Genomic DNA, 18,427 nt, shown 5'->3' with positions numbered 1-18,427 from the left:
GCGCATGACCACAAGGGACAAGTACACCGAAGTGCCCACGCCCTACTCGTGGGAGGTCGCCAGCGCCGGCGACGCGCGCTTCACGTGGGAGTACGACGACGGGCGGGCCCGGCTGCTGTCGCTGTATCAGAAGGGCAAGGACAAGCAGTGGGACGCCCAGTCACGCATTGACTGGTCCCAAGACGTGGACCCGATGAACCCGATCGGTCTGCCCGACGAGTTCCATCCACTGTTCGGCAGTCCGATGTGGGAGTCCGCGGACGACGCACGCCGGGCCGAGATGCGCCAGCACTCCCAGGCCTGGCAGTTCTCCCAGTTCCTGCACGGTGAGCAGGGCGCGATGGTGTGCGCGGCCAAGATCGTCGAAGTCGTCCCGGATCTGGACGCGAAGTTCTACGCGGCCACCCAGACCATGGACGAGGCCCGGCACGTCGAGACATTCTCGCGGTTCTTGCAGGAGAAGATCGGCATCGTCTACCCGATCAACAAGAACCTGACCGCACTGCTGGACGACACCCTGCGTGACTCGCGCTGGGACATGCCCTATCTGGGCATGCAGGTCCTCATCGAGGGGCTGGCACTGGCGGCATTCGGGGTGCAGCGCGATCTGGCAGCACCGGACTCACTGGCCAAGAAGGTACTGGCCTACGTGATGCAGGACGAGGCCCGCCATGTTGCCTTCGGTCGAATCTCGTTGAAGGACTACTACTCTGAGCTCACTGACTCTGAGCGGGACGAGCGCGAAGAGTTCGTCGTGGACGCCTGTTACCTGATGCGCGACCGATTCCGCGGCGAGGAGGTCTTCGAGACCCTCGGCATGAACGTCAAAGAGTGCGCGGAATGGGTCGACTCGTCACCGCTGATGATCCAGTTCCGTTCGCACCTGTTCAGTCGCATCGTGCCGATCGTCAAGGACATCGGGTTGTGGGGTCCCAAGGTGCAGAAGGCGTTCCGGGACATGGGTGTGCTCGACATGGGCGGCTTCGACATCGAGGCGTTGATGAAGGCCGACGAGGATCAGGCCGAGTCACTGGACAGGGCGCACGCCGAGATGGCCGCGCGGGCCGTCGAGGTCAACGAAGTGATCACGGCGGGCGCGAGTTAGCAGCGTCAGGGGAAGGCTAATGCATTGCATTGATTATCAATTCATTTTCCGGTCCAATGGCGAATAGAAGCGATGGGTGATTAGCCACCGCGCAGAACGGGTATGAATCCTCCGCGGCGTCGGCCTCGACGGCGCTAAGGGTGTTGAAAAGGAGATCACCATGGACGCAGTGGCGGCCACCGAATTCCTGGCTCGTTCCACAACGTTGACCAGTGTCGGGTGGATCGGCTATATCGTGATCGGTGCGATTGCCGGCTGGATCGCGGGTATCGCCATGAAGACCAAATATGGCCTGCTCGCCGACGTAGTCGTGGGTGTCGTTGGAGCGTTGATCGGCGGGTTCCTGCTCAGCTTCGTCGTCGACACGGCCAGCGGCGGCTGGTGGTTTACCTTGTTCACCGCAATTTTGGGTGCGATCATCCTGCTCTGGCTGCTGCGCCTGTTCGGTCGCGAGGCGTAAGGAGTGACGATGATGAAAAACGTTGCGTTCGTCGCCGTTGCGCTGGGGGTGCTGATTTCCAGCGGTTGCTCGGCCTCGCAGGTGATCAACACCGGCGGCGACACGAAGTGCAAGGACTTCGTCGACCAGGACGAGAAGAAGCAGGACGACGAAATCACCAAGATGCTCAAAGACCAAAGCGGTGCAGAACCGTCGAACCTGGAGATCTCGGCGACTCGGCTGTCGGTATCGACCTACTGCAAGACGCTGGGAAAGCCGGAGAGCAAGATATCTGAGGCGCCGCACGGCTAACGGCACGGCGCAGTTACGGCGCAGTTCGAGCCGGATAAGACCGGCTGAGCTCAGTACGAGTTGGTGAACAGCAGCACCAGCGAGTCCCACAAGCTCTGGAACGGATCACTGTTGGCGACCCCGTGCTCGAGCAGCGCGCTGAGCCAGGCATCGAAGCCGTTGATGTCATCGTCGTTGATGTTCACGTAGGTCAGCATGCCGTCGACCGTGGTGGTGGCGTCGGCGATCTGCTCCGGGGTCAGTCCCAGGTACTCCACGTGCGGGCCGAAGATGTTCAGCAGCGCGCCCCACAGGCCGTTCGCGGCGTAGGAGTCCACGAAGTTGGCCACCGGGTCGGTGGGCAGGCTGTAAATGGTGGTGGGGTACAGGTCATTCGGCGTAGCGCTGCCGATGCTCGCGTCCATACCCGTAAAACTGAGCACAAAATCCGTGAACTGGGTACCTAGTGTCGCATCCATGGCCGATTCCAGATGCTGCCAGACACCGTCGGGAGCGGAGGGGTCGCCAATGAATACGAAATGCAGTGCATCGGTGGGGATCGCGTACGCCGCAAGTTGGGCCATGGCCATCGACTCGGCGGTGGCGCTCTGTGAATATCCGAAGATCGTCAGCGGGTGGTCGGCGTCGAAAGCGCCGGGGTTGGCGTTGAATTCGTTCTCCACGGCGAGGACGACGGCTGTTGCGTCGGCGAGGCTGCTCTGCTGGAACAGCTCGGGTGTGGTCAGCACCTGCAGTGGGGCGCTGCACGGGTCGGTGCCGTCCATGTGGCAGACCATCGAGTCGGTGGAACCACCGTTGAAGCCCAGCGCGTTCAGATAAAGATCTTCGGCGGACCGTGCGTACTCCGGCGACGGCGTCGGCTGGCCGGTCCCGCCGAGGATCAGCGCGGTTTGGCTGCCCGCCAGCGGACCGGTGGTGGCCAGCAGTGCCGCCTCGGCGAGCAGAGACCCGGCGGGTTGGATGATCGCTGCGCCGGACGCAGCGAGGATCATGCTGACTGCGGCCAGTCGCCCGACAGCCTTAGACCCACTGCCCCTGGGCAGTATTACCTGAGCCATGAGAACCCCCCGGTTGTGTATGGCATATGAATATCACATTCTCATTTTTGAAGTCTAGAGTTCTCGTGGTCGCCGACGGCCGCCCTCAAGTGGTGCTGCCGCGCACAAAGTGTTGGAGAAAACCGTCGACGCCACCGTGGGGGCGGTCAGAAGAAGTCGTTGAAAAACAGTTGTAGAGAGTCGAATACGCTCTCGAACAATCCGCTGTTGGCGACCCCGCCGCAGAAAACCGCATTGATCCAGGCGTCGAAGCCGTTGATGTCGCTGGCGGAGATGTCGACGTAGGTCAGGCTGCCGTCGACCGTGATGGTGGCGTCGGCTACCTGCTCCGGTGTCAACCCCAGATACCAGGCGTGCGGTCCCACGATGTCCAGCAGCGCTCCCCACAAGCCCTCGGAGGCGTAGACGCCGGCGAAGTTGGAGACCGGGTCGCCGGGCAGGCCGTAGATGGTGGCCGCATACAGATCATTCGGCGTCTCGACGCCCAGGACGTCGGTCATACCGAACAGGTTGAACAGATAGGCCGTCAGGCTTGGGCCGAGCAGCGCCTCCACTGCCGCTTCCAGGTGTTGCCAGATCCCGGTCGGGGTGGAGGGGTCGCCGATGAACACGAAGTGCAGCGCGTCGCTGGGAATGCCGGCCTCGGCCAGCCGGGTCATTGCGATCGACTCTGCAGTGGCGCTCTGCGAGTAGCCAAAGATCGTCAGTGGGTGCTCGGCATCGAAAGCGCCTGGGTTGGCGTTGAATTGGTTCTCGACGGCGAGAACGATGGCCGACGCGGCCGTGAGACTACTGGGGCCCTGCTGGATCAGTTCGGGCGTCGTCAGCACTTGCAGTGGGGCGCTGCACGGGTCGGTGCCGTCCATGTAGCAGACCATCGAGCCGGTGGAACCGCCGTTGAAACCCAACGGGTTCAGAAACAGGTTCTCGGCGGAGCGTGCGAATTCGGGCGACGGTGTCGGTTGGGTGGTTCCGCCGAGGATGAGCGCCGTCTGACTGCCCGCCAGCGGTCCGGTGGCAGACAGCAGGGTGGCTGCGGCGTGAACCGGTTGGCTGGTCGCCACACCGGCCGCGGCCGCCATCAGGCCGACGACGGCGACGTGAGCAACTGCGTTTTTGCCGGCCCTACCCTGCGATGTCATCGCATGTACGTATCACACGCTGACGCCGTGTTCGACGGTTTTGCGAGCGTTGATGGGCGCCGGGACTACTCAGAGCGTGTCGGGGCACAGGTGATGCTGCGCGGCGTTGATCAGCATGCGTCCCGTTTCGACGTCGTTCGGATTCACCTGGGCCAGCGTCTGTTCGGGCTTCTCGCCCAGCCGCAGCCGATTACAGGCCATCCAGCCGTTGGCCACCACCACGCCGTCGGGCAGCTGCTGGTCTCCCAACGTCAGACCCGGAAACCCATGGGACCGCAGTTCATTGAGGAATCCCTCGTCGTCGGCGCTCGCGATGGGTGCGCCGATGAACCCCACGGCGCACCCAGCTGCGACGGTTCCGAATAGCAGGTGCTTTTTCACAGTGCTCTCCTTGCCCTTCTTGCCCGCGCAGCTCCGCGGGGCTGCCGAAAGAGCAGCGTAATGGCGCAAGCGGCCTGTGATCGCCAGAACCGGGCGGTCCGAGCTCAACTCAGCGGCGACAACGCTGCTCTACGCACCGTCTCGTCACTGCGGGAGGCGCCGTAGTGGGCGAACAGCCCCCGGGAAACCGGGGGCTGCTCAGGTACCCACTGGGCCGCGGATGTGACGCCGCCGGCCCGGTCGGGAAGCAATCAGCCGCTGGGGCGCAGGTTGCAGCGCAGCGCGGCGTGCCGCTCGGCTTCGGACATGCCGCCCCAGATGCCATAGGGCTCACCTACCGCGAGCGCGTGCGTCCGGCACTGTTCCAGCACCGGGCAGGCGCGGCACCACTTCTTGGCGTTCTGTTCGCGCTGTGCTCGGGCGCGGCCGCGCTCTCCGTCGGGCGGGAAGAACACCGACGAGTCGACCCCCCGACACGCTCCTCGGAGCTGCCAATCCCATACGTCCGCGTTGCGGCCGGGCAACTGCTCAACCTGTGGCATGGGAACCCCTCTCAAGACGCTGTTCGGCCGATCTTGGGAATACGGCCTGCCGAGCGGTGTCTGGGTGGTGCGCGTAAAACAGCGCCGGCTGTAATTCCGGCGCCGAGGGGACGGTAACTAAACGATCTGAAGTAAAACCAACGTGATGGTTAAGAAAGGCTGGCCTAAACGGGTGGACATTCCGTGAGAGTGGATGTTATTCCGCATTCTGTGAAGTGGTTATGGCGCGGCGATACCGCGTAACGTCGCGCAGCGATGATTGAGGACCCCAAAGCAGCCCTGGCGGCTGCCGCGTTCGGGGATGAACCCGGCCGCTGGCCCCTGCCCGAAGCCACCACGCCCCGGCAGCGGTGGCTGCGCGCCGTCGCGGCCGGCGGGCAGGGGCGCTACGCCAGCGCTGCGACTGATCTGGCGGTGCTGGTGCGCGAGGTGCCGACCGGCCCGCTGGCCTCCCTGGCATACAGCACCCGGGGTTCGTTCCTGCGCCAACTCGGCGGGCACGACGCGGCTCGCGGCTTCGACGGGCGGGCGCTGGCGCTGGCCGGCGACGACTTCGAAGCCCATGCCGATGCACTGGTCGGGTTGGCCGCCGACGCCCTGGGAGTCGGGCGTTTCGCGGCGTCGGCGGCACTGCTGGCCCGGGCCGAGCCCGAGCCGTCCACCGCACCGCCGCGCCTGGCGGTCCGCCGGCACTGGGTGACCGCAGAATTGGCGATGGTCACCGGCGACGGAGCCACCGCGGTGCGCCATGCCGAGCAGGCGTGCGAGCTCGCGAGCGACGTCATGGTGCGCCACCGGGTGAAAAGTCAGGTGGTGCTGGCCGGCGCGCTGTGCTGCGCGGGGAACGTCGATCGAGCGCGCAACGTCGCCGAGGTCGCACTACAGGACACCGGCCGGTTGGGGCTGATCCCGCTGCGATGGGCGCTGGCGTGCATGTTGGCCGATGTCGGCAGCACTACGCGGACGGCTGAAGAGCTACGCGGTCTGCGTGACGAGGCCGCCGAGCTGGTGCGCCACCGCGGCGGCAACTGGCATAGGCCCTGATCAGCGGTATCCGTCGGCTTCCGAGGTCGCCCCGTTGAGCGACGCGTCGGCGTAGCCGCGGCAGTAATCCCACGTCACGTAGCTGTCCGGCTCCGGGTCATAGGCCGGCTCGTGCGGGCGGACGGTGCCGTCGATGAGCAGCTGCAGCAGGTTGGCTCGCAGCATGTCCCAGTCGTGGTAATGGTCCTGCTGGCAGTCGTCGCAGCACACCACCAGGCCGCGAATTCCCCGGTGTGCCAGTAAGGCTTCGTAGACCGCCAGGTCGGCGAGGTCGGCCTCGACTGCGGTCCGCTCCTGCGGGTCCAGTGGCTGGCCAGGTTCGACGGCGTCCAGCGCGGCGGACGGGTCATGCGGATCGTCGGCAAACGGGTCGGGTGGCAAACCGGGTGGCAGGTGGTCACGCACGCCCATCAGGGTACGCAGTCGCCATGACAGAACGCCAGCGGTAGGCCGCGGGACCTCGCCCGGCGACTAAGGTGGTGGCGGGCGAAAGCTTCCGCGCGCCGCGATTAGGATGGACTTCTCACCCCGGCTGCGTAGTGGAGGCTCCCGATGTCCGTTGGTGACGCCAACCCTTTGACGGTGTCCTATGCCATGGGTCCGCAAGACGATGCGGTGTACGCCGGTGGTGCGTTCGGCGGGCAGTCTCCCAAGATCGCGATGCTGGGGCTGACCTTCGACGATGTCCTGCTGCTTCCGGCAGCGTCCGACGTGGTGCCGGCCACCGCCGACACCGCGAGTCGGCTCACCCGCAACATCGCGCTCAAGGTGCCGTTGGTCAGTTCCGCGATGGACACCGTCACCGAGGCCCGAATGGCGATCGCGATGGCCCGCGCCGGCGGTATGGGCGTGCTGCACCGCAATCTGCCCGTCACCGAGCAGGCCGGCCAGGTGGAGACCGTCAAGCGATCCGAGGCCGGGATGGTCACCGACCCGGTCACCTGTACGCCGGAGAACACCCTCGCCGAGGTGGATGCGCTGTGCGCCCGCTTCCGGATCTCCGGGCTGCCGGTCGTCGACAAGAATGGCTCCCTGGTCGGGATCATCACCAACCGGGACATGCGTTTCGAGGTCGACCAGAACAAGCCGGTCGCCGAGGTGATGACCAAGGCGCCGCTGATCACCGCGCAGGAGGGTGTCTCCGCCGACGCCGCGCTGGGCCTGCTGCGCCGGCACAAGATCGAGAAGCTGCCGATCGTCGACGGCCACGGCAAGCTGACCGGGCTGATCACCGTCAAGGACTTCGTCAAGACCGAGCAGCACCCGCTGGCCACCAAGGACAGCGACGGCCGGCTGCTGGTCGGCGCTGCCGTCGGCGTCGGTGACGACGCCTGGGTGCGGGCGATGACGCTGGTAGACGCCGGGGTCGACGTGCTGATCGTGGACACCGCGCACGCCCACAACCGGGGAGTGCTGGACATGGTCGGCAAGCTCAAGGCCGAAGTGGGGGAGCGTGTCGACGTGGTCGGCGGCAACGTGGCCACCCGCAGCGGAGCCGCCGCGCTGGTCGAAGCGGGCGCCGACGCGGTGAAGGTCGGGGTGGGTCCCGGCTCGATCTGCACCACCCGGGTGGTCGCCGGGGTGGGCGCCCCGCAGATCACCGCCATCATGGAAGCCGTGGCAGTGTGTCAACCGGCCGGTGTGCCGGTGATCGCCGACGGCGGGCTGCAGTACTCCGGTGACATCGCCAAGGCGCTGGCCGCCGGCGCGTCGACCACCATGCTCGGCTCACTGTTGGCCGGCACCGCCGAGTCGCCCGGCGAGCTGATCTTCGTCAACGGCAAGCAGTTCAAGAGCTACCGCGGGATGGGTTCGCTGGGCGCCATGGCCGGAAGGGGCTCCGGGGGCGCCGGCAAGTCCTACTCCAAGGACCGCTACTTCCAGGACGACGCGCTCTCCGAGGACAAGCTGGTGCCCGAGGGCATCGAGGGCCGGGTGCCGTTCCGGGGCCCGTTGAGCACGGTCATCCACCAGCTCACCGGCGGCCTGCGCGCCGCGATGGGCTACACCGGTTCGGCCACCATCGAGGCGCTGCAGCAGGCGCAGTTCGTGCGGATCACCGCCGCGGGCTTGAAGGAAAGCCACCCGCACGACATCACCATGACTGTCGAAGCGCCCAACTACTACGTGCGTTGAGCAGGCGTTCGTCCCGGCATTCTCGCGCAGCGAAACAGAAACGAGGCTGACCCGTCATGCGTGACATGGTTGAGATCGGCATGGGCCGCACCGCCCGTCGCACCTATGAGCTCGACGACATCAACATCGTGCCGTCTCGGCGCACCCGCTCCTCCAAGGACGTGTCCACGGCCTGGCAGCTGGATGCCTACCGGTTCGAGATGCCGGTACTGGCACATCCCACCGACGCACTGGTCTCCCCGGAGTTCGCCATCGAGCTGGGCCGGCTCGGCGGGCTGGGTGTGCTCAACGGCGAAGGGCTGATCGGCCGGCACGCCGACGTCGAGGCCAAGATCGCCCAGGTCACCGAGGCCGCCGCCAAAGAACCCGAGCCGTCGGCGGCGATCCGGCTGCTGCAGCAGTTGCACGCCGCGCCGCTGAACCCCGAGCTGTTGGGTGCCGCGGTGGCGCGCATCAGCGAGGCCGGAGTGACCACCGCGGTGCGGGTGAGCCCGCAGAACGCCGCCGCGCTGACCCCGGCGCTGGTGGCTGCCGGTGTCGACCTGCTGGTCATCCAGGGCACCATCATCTCCGCCGAGCGGGTCGCCGTGGACCGCGACGGGGCCGGGGAACCGCTCAACTTGAAGACCTTCATCTCCGAGCTGGACATCCCGGTGGTGGCCGGCGGGGTGATCGACCACCGCACCGCGCTGCACCTGATGCGGACCGGCGCGGCCGGGGTGATCGTCGGCTACGGCTCCACCTCCGGGGTGACCACCTCCGATGAGGTGCTGGGCATCTCGGTGCCGATGGCCACCGCGATCGCCGACGCGGCCGCCGCGCGCCGCGAGTACCTGGACGAGACCGGCGGGCGCTACGTGCACGTGCTGGCCGACGGTGACATCCACACCTCCGGGGATCTGGCCAAGGCGATCGCCTGCGGCGCCGACGCGGTGGTGCTGGGTACGCCGCTGGCGGCCGCCGCCGAGGCGCAGGGCGACGGCTGGTTCTGGCCGTCGGCTGCCGCCCACCCGTCCCTGCCGCGCGGTGCGCTGATGCAGGTCGCCTACGGCGAGCGCCCCGGCCTGGCGCAGGTGCTCGAGGGCCCCTCCGACGACCCGTTCGGCTCGCTGAACCTGGTCGGCGGGCTGCGTCGCTCGATGGCCAAGGCCGGCTACTGCGACCTCAAGGAGTTTCAGAAGGTCGGGCTGACCGTCGGCTCCTGACTCCAGGTAAGGGCAGCCTTTCTAGCAAGTTACTGCTGAGTACGGTCATACTTGCTGGCTATGGAGCCGGACTACGACGTTCTCATCATCGGCTCGGGTTTTGGTGGCAGCGTGAGCGCGCTGCGGCTGACCGAGAAGGGCTACCGCGTAGGCGTTTTGGAAGCGGGACGCCGATACGCCGACGAGGATTTCGCCAAGAACTCCTGGCACCTGCGCGAGTTCCTCTGGGCGCCGAAGCTGGGTTGCTACGGCATCCAGCGCATCCACCTGCTCAACAACGTCATGGTGCTGGCCGGCGCCGGGGTCGGCGGCGGGTCGCTGAACTACGCCAACACGCTCTACGTACCGCCGGAGCCGTTCTTCGCCGACAAACAGTGGGCGCACATCACCGACTGGCGCGCCGAGCTGATGCCGCACTACGACCAGGCCCAGCGGATGCTCGGTGTGGTCAAGAACCCGACATTCACCGACGCGGACCGCATCGTCAAGCAGGTCGCCGATGACATGGGGGTCGGCGACACGTTCGTGGCCACCCCGGTCGGGGTGTTCTTCGGACCGGACGGCGCCAGCGGAGCCAAGACGCCGGGCAAGACCGTCGCCGATCCGTTCTTCGGCGGCGCCGGGCCCAACCGCACCGGCTGCATCGAATGCGGTGAGTGCATGACGGGCTGTCGCTGGGGCGCCAAGAACACCCTGGTGAAGAACTACCTGTATCTGGCGGAATCGTCTGGCGCGCAGGTGCATCCGATGACCACCGTGACCGCGTTCGAGCAGGGTGGCGACGGGCTGTGGCAGGTGACGACGGTGCGCACCGGCTTGCGGGCGCGCCGGCACCGCAAGACTTTCACCGCCCGGTATCTGATCCTGGCGGCCGGCACCTACAACACCCAGCGGCTGCTGTTCAAGATGCGCGACAAAGGCAAGCTGCCCAAGCTGTCCGACAAACTGGGCGTGCTGACCCGCACCAACTCCGAATCCATCGTGGGTGCGGCGACATTGAACGTCAATCCGGACCTGAACCTGACCCACGGCGTGGCGATCACCTCCTCGATTCACCCCACCGCCGACACCCACGTCGAACCGGTCCGTTATGGCAAGGGCTCCAACGCCATGGGGCTGTTGCAGACCCTGATGACCGATGGCTCCGGCCCGCAGGGAACCGATGTGCCACGCTGGCGCCAACTGCTGGACCAGGCCCGCGAAGACCCCCGCCACATCCTGCGGTTGCTCAACCCGCGGCACTGGAGCGAGCGCACCGTGATCGCCCTGGTCATGCAGCATCTGGACAACTCGATCACCACCTTCACCAAACGCGGCAAGCTGGGCATCCGCCGCTACACCAGCAAGCAGGGTCACGGCGAGCCGAACCCGAGCTGGATCCCGGTCGGCAACGAGGTCACCCGCCGCATCGCCGCCAAGATCGACGGGGTGGCCGGCGGCACCTGGGGCGAGCTGTTCAACATCCCACTCACCGCGCACTTTCTGGGCGGGGCGGCGATCGGTGACAGCCCCGAGCACGGCGTCATCGACCCCTACCAGCGGGTGTACGGCTACCCGACTCTGGCGGTGATGGACGGCGCGGCGGTGTCGGCCAACCTCGGCGTCAACCCGTCACTGTCGATCACCGCGCAGGCCGAGCGCGCGGCGTCGCTGTGGCCCAACAAGGGCGAAGCCGACCTGCGGCCGGCCCAGGGCGAGGCCTACCGGCGCCTCGACCCGATCGCCCCGCGCGACCCGGCGGTGCCCAGCGGCGCATTCGGCGCGCTGCGCTGGCCGGACAAGCGCACCGACGCGGTCGGCTGAGTCCGCAGCGGGTTTCAGCTGGCGAGCGTTTGCAGCGGAACACCGCTGATCGCCCGGCTGGGGTTTCCGTGCACGTCGACGGGGACGTCGCCGGCCAGCGTGACTCGGTGCATCACCCGGTGCTGGTCGTCGTAGTCGGCAACAGCGCGGTGCTGGGTGGCGCGATTGTCCCAGACAGCGACGTCGCCGGGTTCCCAGCTCCATCGAACGGTGTTCTCCGGCAAGGTGATCCGCTGCTGCAGTAGATCCAGCAGTACGCGTGACTCGTGGTCGTCGAGGCCGACGAAGCCGCGCACGAAATCACCCGCCACCAGCGTGCGTTCCCCGGTCTCCGGGTGCACCCGTACTACCGGGTGCTCGGTGCGCAGGTCGGGCATCTGGAACCGCACCGCCATGGCGCGGACCTCGTCGGGAACCGCAACGGCGCCGCCCAGGGCGTAGTCGAAACGGTTGCTGTGCAGCGCTCGCAGGTTCTCGGTGAGCCGCTTCAGCGGTTCGGGCAGTGCGTCGTAGGCCGCCGCCGTGGACGCCCAGAGGGTGGACCCGCCGTAGCTGGGCAGGGTGACCGCCCGCAGGATCGACGCCGCCGGATAGTCGGGTACGAACGTGACGTCGGTGTGCCAGCGGTTGGCCTTGGCGTACTCGGAGTCGATCGGGGTGATGAGCGGCGCGTCGTCGCGCTGCAGCGTCGGGTGGGCGACCGGGTTGCCCAGCAGCGCGGCGAACGCGTGCTGGGAGTCGTCGTCGAGGTGGTGCTGGCCCTGGAAGAACAGCACCTTGTGGCGCAGCAGGGCCTGGTGGATTTCGTCGACCATGGCCTGGTCGAGGTCACCGCCGAGGCGCACGCCGTCGACGCGGGCGCCGATGCGGCTGCCGAGCCGGGTGATGGAGAGCGGGGGAACGGTCATCGGGTTGTCCTTTCAGATCATCTGTAGTCAAGTGACTACACGATGTGTGCGCTAGTGTAGTCATATGACTACAGACTCGGCAACCGGGCGGCGGGCCGCGACCCCGGTCGGCAGGGAAGAGGTGTCTGCGGCGATCCTGGCGGCCGCCGCCGAGCTGTTTGCCGAACGCGGACCAGCCGCCACGTCGATCCGGGACATCGCTGCGCGGGCCAAGGTCAACCACGGCTTGGTGTTCCGCCATTTCGGCGCCAAGGATCGGCTGGTGGGTGCCGTGCTCGACCACCTCGGCGGCGAGCTCACCGTGCTGCTGGAGGCCGGGGCCCCCGCCGATCAGGTGGAACCGGTGGCCGACCGGCAGCTGCGGGTGATGGCCCGCGCACTGCTCGACGGCTATCCGGTGGGGCAGTTACAGAGCCGGTTTCCCGCGATCGAGCGGCTGCTGGACCAGCAGCGCTCCCGTCACGACGAGCCGACCGCCCGGCTGGCGGTCGCGAACGCCGTTGCGCTGCAACTCGGATGGTGGCTGTTCGAGCCGTTCCTGCGCTCGGCGGCCGGTCTGGAGAAGCTGACCGGCGAGGAGCTGCGTGCGGAGGTGGCCGCACAGCTGGAGCGGATCAGCGGGCCGCCAAGCTGACGGCGCCCTGCGCTGGTCGGCGAAGATGCGCTGTGGCTCCTAGCGCGCGACATCCCGGCGGTGCTTCGGTTCGCGGCCGGGCGGCTGCGTCGGGGTGGGCAGCAGCGGTTCACGCCGGCGGGCCGGCAGCGTCGTCGGCGACTGTGTGCTCAGTTCGATTTCCTCCCCGGCATGGTTGATCGTCAGCCGACCGTCGGGGCCGTCGCGCAGCGTGTAGGTGACCTCTTTGTGGTTGGCGTCTACCGTCACCCGAAAACCCCGCCAGCGCAACCGGAACCGTAGCCGTGAGATCCCGTCCGGCAGCGCGGGATTCAGTGACAGCACGCCGGCGTCGTCACGCAGGCCGCCGAACCCGGCCACCAGGGAGAGCCAGGTCCCGGCCAGCGCCGCCATATGCAGGCCGTCGCGGGTGTTGTCGTGCAGATCGCGCAGGTCGACGAACGCCGTCTCATAGGTGTAGTCGTGGGCCAACTCCAAGTGCCCCACCTCGGCGCACATCACCGCCTGGGTGCATGCCGACAGCGACGAGTCCCGCACCGTGCGCCGCTCGTAGTAGTCGACGTTGCGCGCCTTCTGCTCGTCGGTGAACGCATGGCTGCGCCACTGCATGGCCAGCAGCAGATCGGCCTGCTTGACCACCTGAGCCGGATACAGCCGCACATAGGGTTCGTTGAGCAGCAGCGGGTAGGTGTTGCGGGTGTCGAAGTCCCATTCCGCGGCCGTGGTGAAACCGTCGCACTGCGGATGCACCCCGAGTTCCTCGTCGTAGGGGATGTGCGCCGCGTCGGCCGCATGTCGCCAGCCGGCCATCTCCTCGGTGGTGACCCCCAGCTCGTGGGCGGCATCGGGGTGGCGGGCACATGCCTCGGCGGCGGTATGGAGATTGTGGGCGGCCATCAGGTTGGTGAAGACGTTGTCCCGGACGATCGCGGTGTATTCGTCGGGGCCGGTGACCCCGTACAGGTGCCACACCCCGTGCCGGTCGTGGTGTCCCAGCGACCGCCAGAGTCGCGCGGTCTCGATCAGCACCGCCAGCCCGCACTCCTGCTCCACCGTGGTGTCGCCGGTGACCACCCGGTACTGCTCGAACGCCGCCGCGATGTCGGCGTTGATGTGCCAGGCCGCGGTGCCCGCCGGCCAGTACCCGGAGCACTCCTGGCCGCGGATCGTCCGCCAGGGGAAGGCCGCCCCGGACAGCCCCAGCTCGGTGGCACGCCCGCGCGCGAGATCGAGCGTGGTGGCCCGCCAGCGCAGCGCGTCGGCCGCGGCGTGCGGAGCGGTGTAGATCAGCACCGGCAGGATGAAACTCTCGCTGTCCCAGAAGGTATGGCCGTCATAACCGGTGCCGGTCAGACCCTTGCTGGGGATCGCGCGGCGTTCGGCGCGGGCACTGGCCTGCAGTAGGTGGAACAGTGCGAAGCGGACCGCCTGCTGGCAGTCCGGGTCGCCGTGGACCTCGACGTCGGCACCGTCCCAGAACTCGTCGAGATAGGCCCGTTGGGCCTCCAGCAGCCCCTGCCAGCCGCTGTAGCGGGCGCCGGTCAGCGCAGCGATGGCCTGGTCGCGCAGCGCGGGCCGCGACCGTTCGCTGGACCAGCCGTAGGCCAGGTACTTGACGATCCGCAGTTTCTGCCCGGGACGCAGGCCGCACACCACGGTGGTCGCCGCCACGTCCGGGATCGTCATGGTGTTGACCTGAACCCGGCCGGGTACGTCGACCTCGTGATCCATGGCCGCGGCCATCATCAGTTGGCTTGCGCGGGTGCGATGCACCAGCACCGCGCCGGTGTTGGTGTTCTCGCGTTCGACGGCCTCCAGCGGGTTCTCCAGGATCGCCGCAACCCGCGGGTCGTCGGAGGTCGGCGGCTGGTCCTCGTTGGCGACCAGCTCGGATTGCACTGTCACACGGACGAATTCGTCGATGGCCTCGACGACGTATTCGATGGCCGCGACACTGCGGAGAGCCAGCGACACCAGCCGGGTCGAGTGCACTTTGACCTGTTTTCCCGCCGGTGAGCGCCAGTGCACGCGGCGGGTCAGGGTGCCTGCCCGCATGTCGAGGATGCGCTCGTGGTCGATCAACTCGCCGTAGCGGACGTCCAACGGTTCGTCGTCGACCACCAGCCGGATGATCTTGCCGTTGGTCACGTCGACGACGGTCTGCCCGGCCTGCGGGTAGCCGAATCCGGACTCGGCATGCGGCAGCGGACGCACCTCGTAGAACGAGTTCAGGTAGGTGCCGGGCAGACCGTACGGTTCGCCCTCGTCGAGGTTGCCGCGCAGGCCGATGTGTCCGTTGGACAGCGCGAACAGGGACTCGGTCTGCCCGAGCAGATCCAGGTCGAGGTGGGTTTCGCGAATCTGCCACGGTTCGATCGGAAAGTAATCGTCTGCGATCATCGGCCCGCTTTCACAACAGTTCCTCCAGATCGGTGACGACGACGTCGGCGCCGTGGCTCAGCAGATCATCGCGCTGGCCCACCCGGTCGACGCCCACCACGAAGCCGAACCCGCCGGCTCGACCGGCCGCCACGCCCGCGAGCGCATCCTCGAACACTGCGGCCGCGGCGGGGGCGACACCGAGCAGCTGCGCCGCCCGCAGGAACGAATCCGGTGCGGGCTTGCCCGCGATGTGTTCGGTGCGCAGCGTCACGCCGTCGACTCGCTCGCCGATGAACTTGTCCAGACCGGTGCGCGCCAGGACTTCACCGGCGTTGGCGCTGGCCGACACCACCGCGGTGGCCAGGCCGGCGCCGGTGACCGCCGCCAGGTAGCGCCGGGACCCCTCGAACACCTCCACCCCGTCGGCCTGCAGTGTCACCTGGAACGCCTGGTTCTTGCGGTTGCCCAGACCGTGCACGGTTTCGGCGTCGGGCGGGTCGTCGTCGGCACCGTCGGGCAGCGTGATGCCGCGGCTGGCCAGAAATGAGCGCACCCCGTCGTCGCGTTTCCGGCCGTCGACGAAGCGCCGGTAATCGTCTTCGGGGTCGAACGGCACGAACGGTTCGCCGGTGAGTTCGGCGCGCGCCGACAGGTAGGCATCGAACATGGCCTTCCAGGCGCGAGTGTGCACGCTTGCGGTGTCAGTGAGCACTCCGTCGAGGTCGAACAGGCAGGCACGCACCGTTTCGGGCAGACCCAGCACATGTTCTCCTTCTTCTGAGGCGGTGTGCCTCTACTTCACCATGCCCGCCGTTGGTCCGGCCGACTTTTGCCGCCACTAGACTCTTTGCGGTGTCGTCACCATCGTCTCGCCCCGTCTTGGTCATCGACTTCGGCGCGCAGTACGCCCAACTGATCGCCCGCCGGGTCCGCGAGGCACGGGTGTTCTCCGAGGTGGTCCCGCACACCGCGACCGTCGAAGAGATCGCTGCGCGCAATCCGCTGGCGATCGTGCTGTCCGGCGGACCGGCCAGCGTCTACGCCGAGGGCGCCCCGCGGCTCGATCCGGCGCTGTTCGACCTCGACATTCCGGTGTTCGGTATCTGCTACGGCTTCCAGGCCATGGCCGCCGCGCTCGGCGGCACCGTCGAGCACACCGGGACCAGTGAGTACGGCCGCACCGAACTGACGGTGACCGGCGGAGAACTCCACTCGGGCCTGCCGGGCACCCAGCCGGTGTGGATGAGCCACGGCGACGCCGTGACCGTTGCGCCGGACGGGTTCACCGTGGTGGCCGGCACCGCGGGTGCCCCGGTGGCCGCGTTCGAGAACCGCGCCCGCCGGCTGGCCGGGGTGCAGTACCACCCCGAGGTGATCCACACCCCCTACGGGCAGCGGGTGCTCAGCCGGTTCCTGCACGAGTTCGCCGGCATCGACGCCGCCTGGACGCCCGCCAGCATCGCCGAGGCGCTGATCGAGCAGGTGCGCGAACAGATCGGCGACGGCCACGCCATCTGCGGACTGTCCGGCGGCGTGGACTCCGCGGTGGCCGCGGCGCTGGTGCAGCGTGCCATCGGTGACCGGCTGACGTGTGTGTTCGTCGACCATGGGCTGCTGCGCGCCGGGGAACGCGAGCAGGTGCAGAACGACTTCGTCTCCGCCACCGGCGCCAAGCTGGTCACCGTGGACGCCGAAGCGGTCTTCCTCGACGCGCTGTCGGGGGTGTCCGATCCCGAGGGCAAACGAAAGATCATCGGGCGCCAGTTCATCCGGGCTTTCGAAGGTGCGGTGCGAGACACCTTGGGAGACCACGATGTCGAGTTCCTGGTGCAGGGCACGCTGTATCCGGACGTGGTGGAATCCGGTGGGGGCGCCGGCACCGCGAACATCAAGAGCCACCACAACGTCGGCGGGTTGCCCGACGACCTGAAGTTCAGCCTCGTCGAACCGCTGCGGCTGCTGTTCAAAGACGAGGTGCGCGCGGTCGGGCGCGAGCTGGGACTGCCGGAGGAGATCGTTGCCCGCCAACCGTTCCCGGGCCCCGGGCTGGGCATCCGGATCGTCGGCGAGGTCACCGGCCCGCGGCTGGCGACGCTGCGTCAGGCCGACGCGATAGCCCGCGAGGAGTTGACCGCAGCCGGTCTGGACCACCAGATCTGGCAGTGCCCGGTGGTGCTGCTGGCCGATGTCCGGTCGGTGGGTGTGCAGGGCGACGGCCGCACCTACGGCCATCCGGTCGTGCTGCGGCCGGTGTCCAGTGAGGACGCCATGACCGCCGACTGGACCCGGGTGCCCTACGAAGTGCTGGAGCGGATCTCAACTCGGATAACCAATGAGGTTCCCGAGGTCAACCGCGTAGTGTTGGATGTCACCAGCAAACCACCCGGCACTATTGAGTGGGAGTAGTCACGATGATCGCTGCGCTTTCGGCGGCCGACGTTGCGCGTCGCGAATTCTGGGCGCAACTGTGCCCGGGGATGTCAATAGAAGCCGGGGGCGCCCGCCCATCGGCGGCGGTCGGCGAGCTCGATACCCAGCTGGCCAACTTGAAGCGCGAGGGCTACGTCCAGGTTCCCGACGCCTTCCCGGAAGCGGTCGTCGCCCCCATTCGCACGGGTGTGTCGACGCTGTACCAACGAGGAATCCCGCTGGCTTTCGCCTTCGTCTACGACGAGTTGTGGCTGGCTTTCCAGGGACTTTCGGAGTTCCTCGCCAGCGTGATGGGTGAGGGCTATCGGGCGTTGCCCGACTTCTGGGTCTGGCACGTCAACCCCAGCGACAACTCCATCGGCTGGGGACCACATCGGGACAAGTTGATCAACACCCTCGATGACGACAACTCGCCCCGGACACTGACCGTGTGGCTCCCGTTCACCGATGCCACCACGCTCAACGGATGCATGTACATGCTGCCCGCCCATCTCGATGATCGTTTCGTTCAGCGGCGATGGGACGGGCCGGACAACGCGATCGTCCACAATCTGCAGGACATTCGGGCGCTGCCCGCCACGGCCGGCACCATGTTCGCCTGGAACCAGGCAGTGCTGCATTGGGGTGGGCGCGGCAGCCGCCTGGGAGCCGCGCCGCGGATCAGCGCCGCTTTCGAGTTTCAGCGCTCCGACTGCGCCCCGTTCAACAGCCCGTTGCTGGATCCGGGCCGCACGCCGACGTTCACCGAGCGGCTCGGGCTGATCGGCAAACAGGTGCTGCAATATCGCCACATGTATCCGCTGTCCGCTGAGATCGAGGCTATCGCCACTGTGCTCGCGGAGCGGTACATGCCTGAGGTGGCCGCCTCGATGGGGGTTGCTGCCGCGGCGCTCTGACGGGCGGGCT

General features: G+C 67.4%; 18 protein-coding genes. 10 read left to right on the top strand and 8 right to left on the bottom strand.

Going from position 1 to position 18,427, the window contains the following annotated elements:
* Positions 1-4: 4 nt before the first annotated feature.
* The 3 genes from K3U94_RS18205 to K3U94_RS18195 all read left to right on the top strand — a co-directional run bounded on the left by K3U94_RS18205 (position 5) and on the right by K3U94_RS18195 (position 1,856).
* On the top strand, positions 5-1,105 hold the full coding sequence (locus K3U94_RS18205; protein ID WP_047321164.1) for a ferritin-like domain-containing protein: 1,101 nt from the start codon (positions 5-7) through the stop codon (positions 1,103-1,105).
* Positions 1,106-1,265: 160 nt separating this feature from the next.
* Positions 1,266-1,565, top strand: coding sequence for a GlsB/YeaQ/YmgE family stress response membrane protein (locus K3U94_RS18200; protein ID WP_047321165.1), 300 nt, complete (start codon positions 1,266-1,268; stop codon positions 1,563-1,565).
* 9 nt (positions 1,566-1,574) lie between these two features.
* Positions 1,575-1,856: a hypothetical protein gene (locus K3U94_RS18195; RefSeq protein WP_047321199.1), complete on the top strand. Its 282-nt coding sequence runs from the start codon at positions 1,575-1,577 to the stop codon at positions 1,854-1,856.
* Between the two features lie 50 nt (positions 1,857-1,906).
* On the opposite strand, the gene K3U94_RS18190 is transcribed toward K3U94_RS18195, so the two are convergent.
* The 4 genes from K3U94_RS18190 to K3U94_RS18175 form a co-directional block, all read right to left on the bottom strand.
* Positions 1,907-2,848, bottom strand: a complete 942-nt coding sequence (locus K3U94_RS18190) for a PE-PPE domain-containing protein (RefSeq protein ID WP_220694618.1) — start codon at positions 2,846-2,848, stop codon at positions 1,907-1,909.
* Between the two features lie 212 nt (positions 2,849-3,060).
* On the bottom strand, positions 3,061-4,056 hold the full coding sequence (locus K3U94_RS18185; protein WP_230987212.1) for a PE-PPE domain-containing protein: 996 nt from the start codon (positions 4,054-4,056) through the stop codon (positions 3,061-3,063).
* A gap of 69 nt (positions 4,057-4,125) precedes the next feature.
* Positions 4,126-4,437, bottom strand: coding sequence for a DUF732 domain-containing protein (locus tag K3U94_RS18180; protein ID WP_220694617.1), 312 nt, complete (start codon positions 4,435-4,437; stop codon positions 4,126-4,128).
* A gap of 251 nt (positions 4,438-4,688) precedes the next feature.
* On the bottom strand, positions 4,689-4,979 hold the full coding sequence (locus tag K3U94_RS18175) for a WhiB family transcriptional regulator (RefSeq protein WP_047321169.1): 291 nt from the start codon (positions 4,977-4,979) through the stop codon (positions 4,689-4,691).
* A gap of 255 nt (positions 4,980-5,234) precedes the next feature.
* On the opposite strand from K3U94_RS18175, the gene K3U94_RS18170 reads away from it, so the two are divergent.
* A complete protein-coding gene (locus tag K3U94_RS18170) occupies positions 5,235-6,023 on the top strand; it encodes a hypothetical protein (RefSeq protein ID WP_220694616.1) in 789 nt (262 codons plus the stop codon).
* On the opposite strand, the gene K3U94_RS18165 is transcribed toward K3U94_RS18170, so the two are convergent.
* Positions 6,024-6,428 carry a DUF5319 domain-containing protein gene (locus tag K3U94_RS18165; protein ID WP_024440345.1) on the bottom strand — a complete coding sequence of 135 codons (405 nt, stop codon included), beginning with the start codon at positions 6,426-6,428 and terminating at the stop codon, positions 6,024-6,026.
* Between the two features lie 189 nt (positions 6,429-6,617).
* Here K3U94_RS18165 and guaB point away from each other — a divergent pair, with 189 nt between their 5' ends.
* The 3 genes from guaB to K3U94_RS18150 are packed head-to-tail and all read left to right on the top strand — an operon-like array spanning position 6,618 to position 11,167.
* Positions 6,618-8,159 carry an IMP dehydrogenase gene (gene guaB / locus K3U94_RS18160; RefSeq protein WP_230987643.1) on the top strand — a complete coding sequence of 514 codons (1,542 nt, stop codon included), beginning with the start codon at positions 6,618-6,620 and terminating at the stop codon, positions 8,157-8,159.
* A 56-nt stretch (positions 8,160-8,215) separates the two neighbouring features.
* A complete protein-coding gene (locus tag K3U94_RS18155) occupies positions 8,216-9,364 on the top strand; it encodes a GuaB3 family IMP dehydrogenase-related protein (protein WP_047321172.1) in 1,149 nt (382 codons plus the stop codon).
* A gap of 60 nt (positions 9,365-9,424) precedes the next feature.
* A complete protein-coding gene (locus K3U94_RS18150) occupies positions 9,425-11,167 on the top strand; it encodes a GMC oxidoreductase (RefSeq protein WP_047321173.1) in 1,743 nt (580 codons plus the stop codon).
* A 14-nt stretch (positions 11,168-11,181) separates the two neighbouring features.
* Here K3U94_RS18150 and K3U94_RS18145 read toward each other — a convergent pair whose 3' ends face one another.
* Positions 11,182-12,075 carry a TauD/TfdA dioxygenase family protein gene (locus tag K3U94_RS18145; protein WP_220694614.1) on the bottom strand — a complete coding sequence of 298 codons (894 nt, stop codon included), beginning with the start codon at positions 12,073-12,075 and terminating at the stop codon, positions 11,182-11,184.
* A gap of 64 nt (positions 12,076-12,139) precedes the next feature.
* On the opposite strand from K3U94_RS18145, the gene K3U94_RS18140 reads away from it, so the two are divergent.
* Complete coding sequence (locus K3U94_RS18140; protein WP_220694613.1) at positions 12,140-12,709, top strand: TetR/AcrR family transcriptional regulator; 570 nt, start codon at positions 12,140-12,142, stop codon at positions 12,707-12,709.
* A gap of 39 nt (positions 12,710-12,748) precedes the next feature.
* On the opposite strand, the gene K3U94_RS18135 is transcribed toward K3U94_RS18140, so the two are convergent.
* Together K3U94_RS18135 and K3U94_RS18130 are read right to left on the bottom strand one after the other, a co-directional pair.
* On the bottom strand, positions 12,749-15,109 hold the full coding sequence (locus tag K3U94_RS18135) for a glycoside hydrolase family 65 protein (RefSeq protein WP_220694612.1): 2,361 nt from the start codon (positions 15,107-15,109) through the stop codon (positions 12,749-12,751).
* A 10-nt stretch (positions 15,110-15,119) separates the two neighbouring features.
* The gene (locus tag K3U94_RS18130) at positions 15,120-15,854 is read right to left on the bottom strand and encodes a beta-phosphoglucomutase family hydrolase (RefSeq protein WP_047321177.1); all 735 of its coding nucleotides are present in this window, start codon (positions 15,852-15,854) and stop codon (positions 15,120-15,122) included.
* 89 nt (positions 15,855-15,943) lie between these two features.
* On the opposite strand from K3U94_RS18130, the gene guaA reads away from it, so the two are divergent.
* Both guaA and K3U94_RS18120 read left to right on the top strand, forming a co-directional pair.
* The gene (guaA, locus tag K3U94_RS18125; RefSeq protein WP_220694611.1) at positions 15,944-17,497 is read left to right on the top strand and encodes a glutamine-hydrolyzing GMP synthase; all 1,554 of its coding nucleotides are present in this window, start codon (positions 15,944-15,946) and stop codon (positions 17,495-17,497) included.
* A 5-nt stretch (positions 17,498-17,502) separates the two neighbouring features.
* Entirely contained in the window at positions 17,503-18,417 is a 915-nt protein-coding gene (locus tag K3U94_RS18120) for a phytanoyl-CoA dioxygenase family protein (protein WP_220694610.1), read from the top strand.
* Positions 18,418-18,427 lie beyond the last annotated feature (10 nt).

Source organism: Mycolicibacter heraklionensis (assembly GCF_019645815.1).
Lineage (GTDB): Bacteria > Actinomycetota > Actinomycetes > Mycobacteriales > Mycobacteriaceae > Mycobacterium > Mycobacterium heraklionense.
The sequence above is the reverse complement of the archived record's forward strand: the minus strand, read 5'-3'. Positions and strand labels throughout refer to the sequence as shown.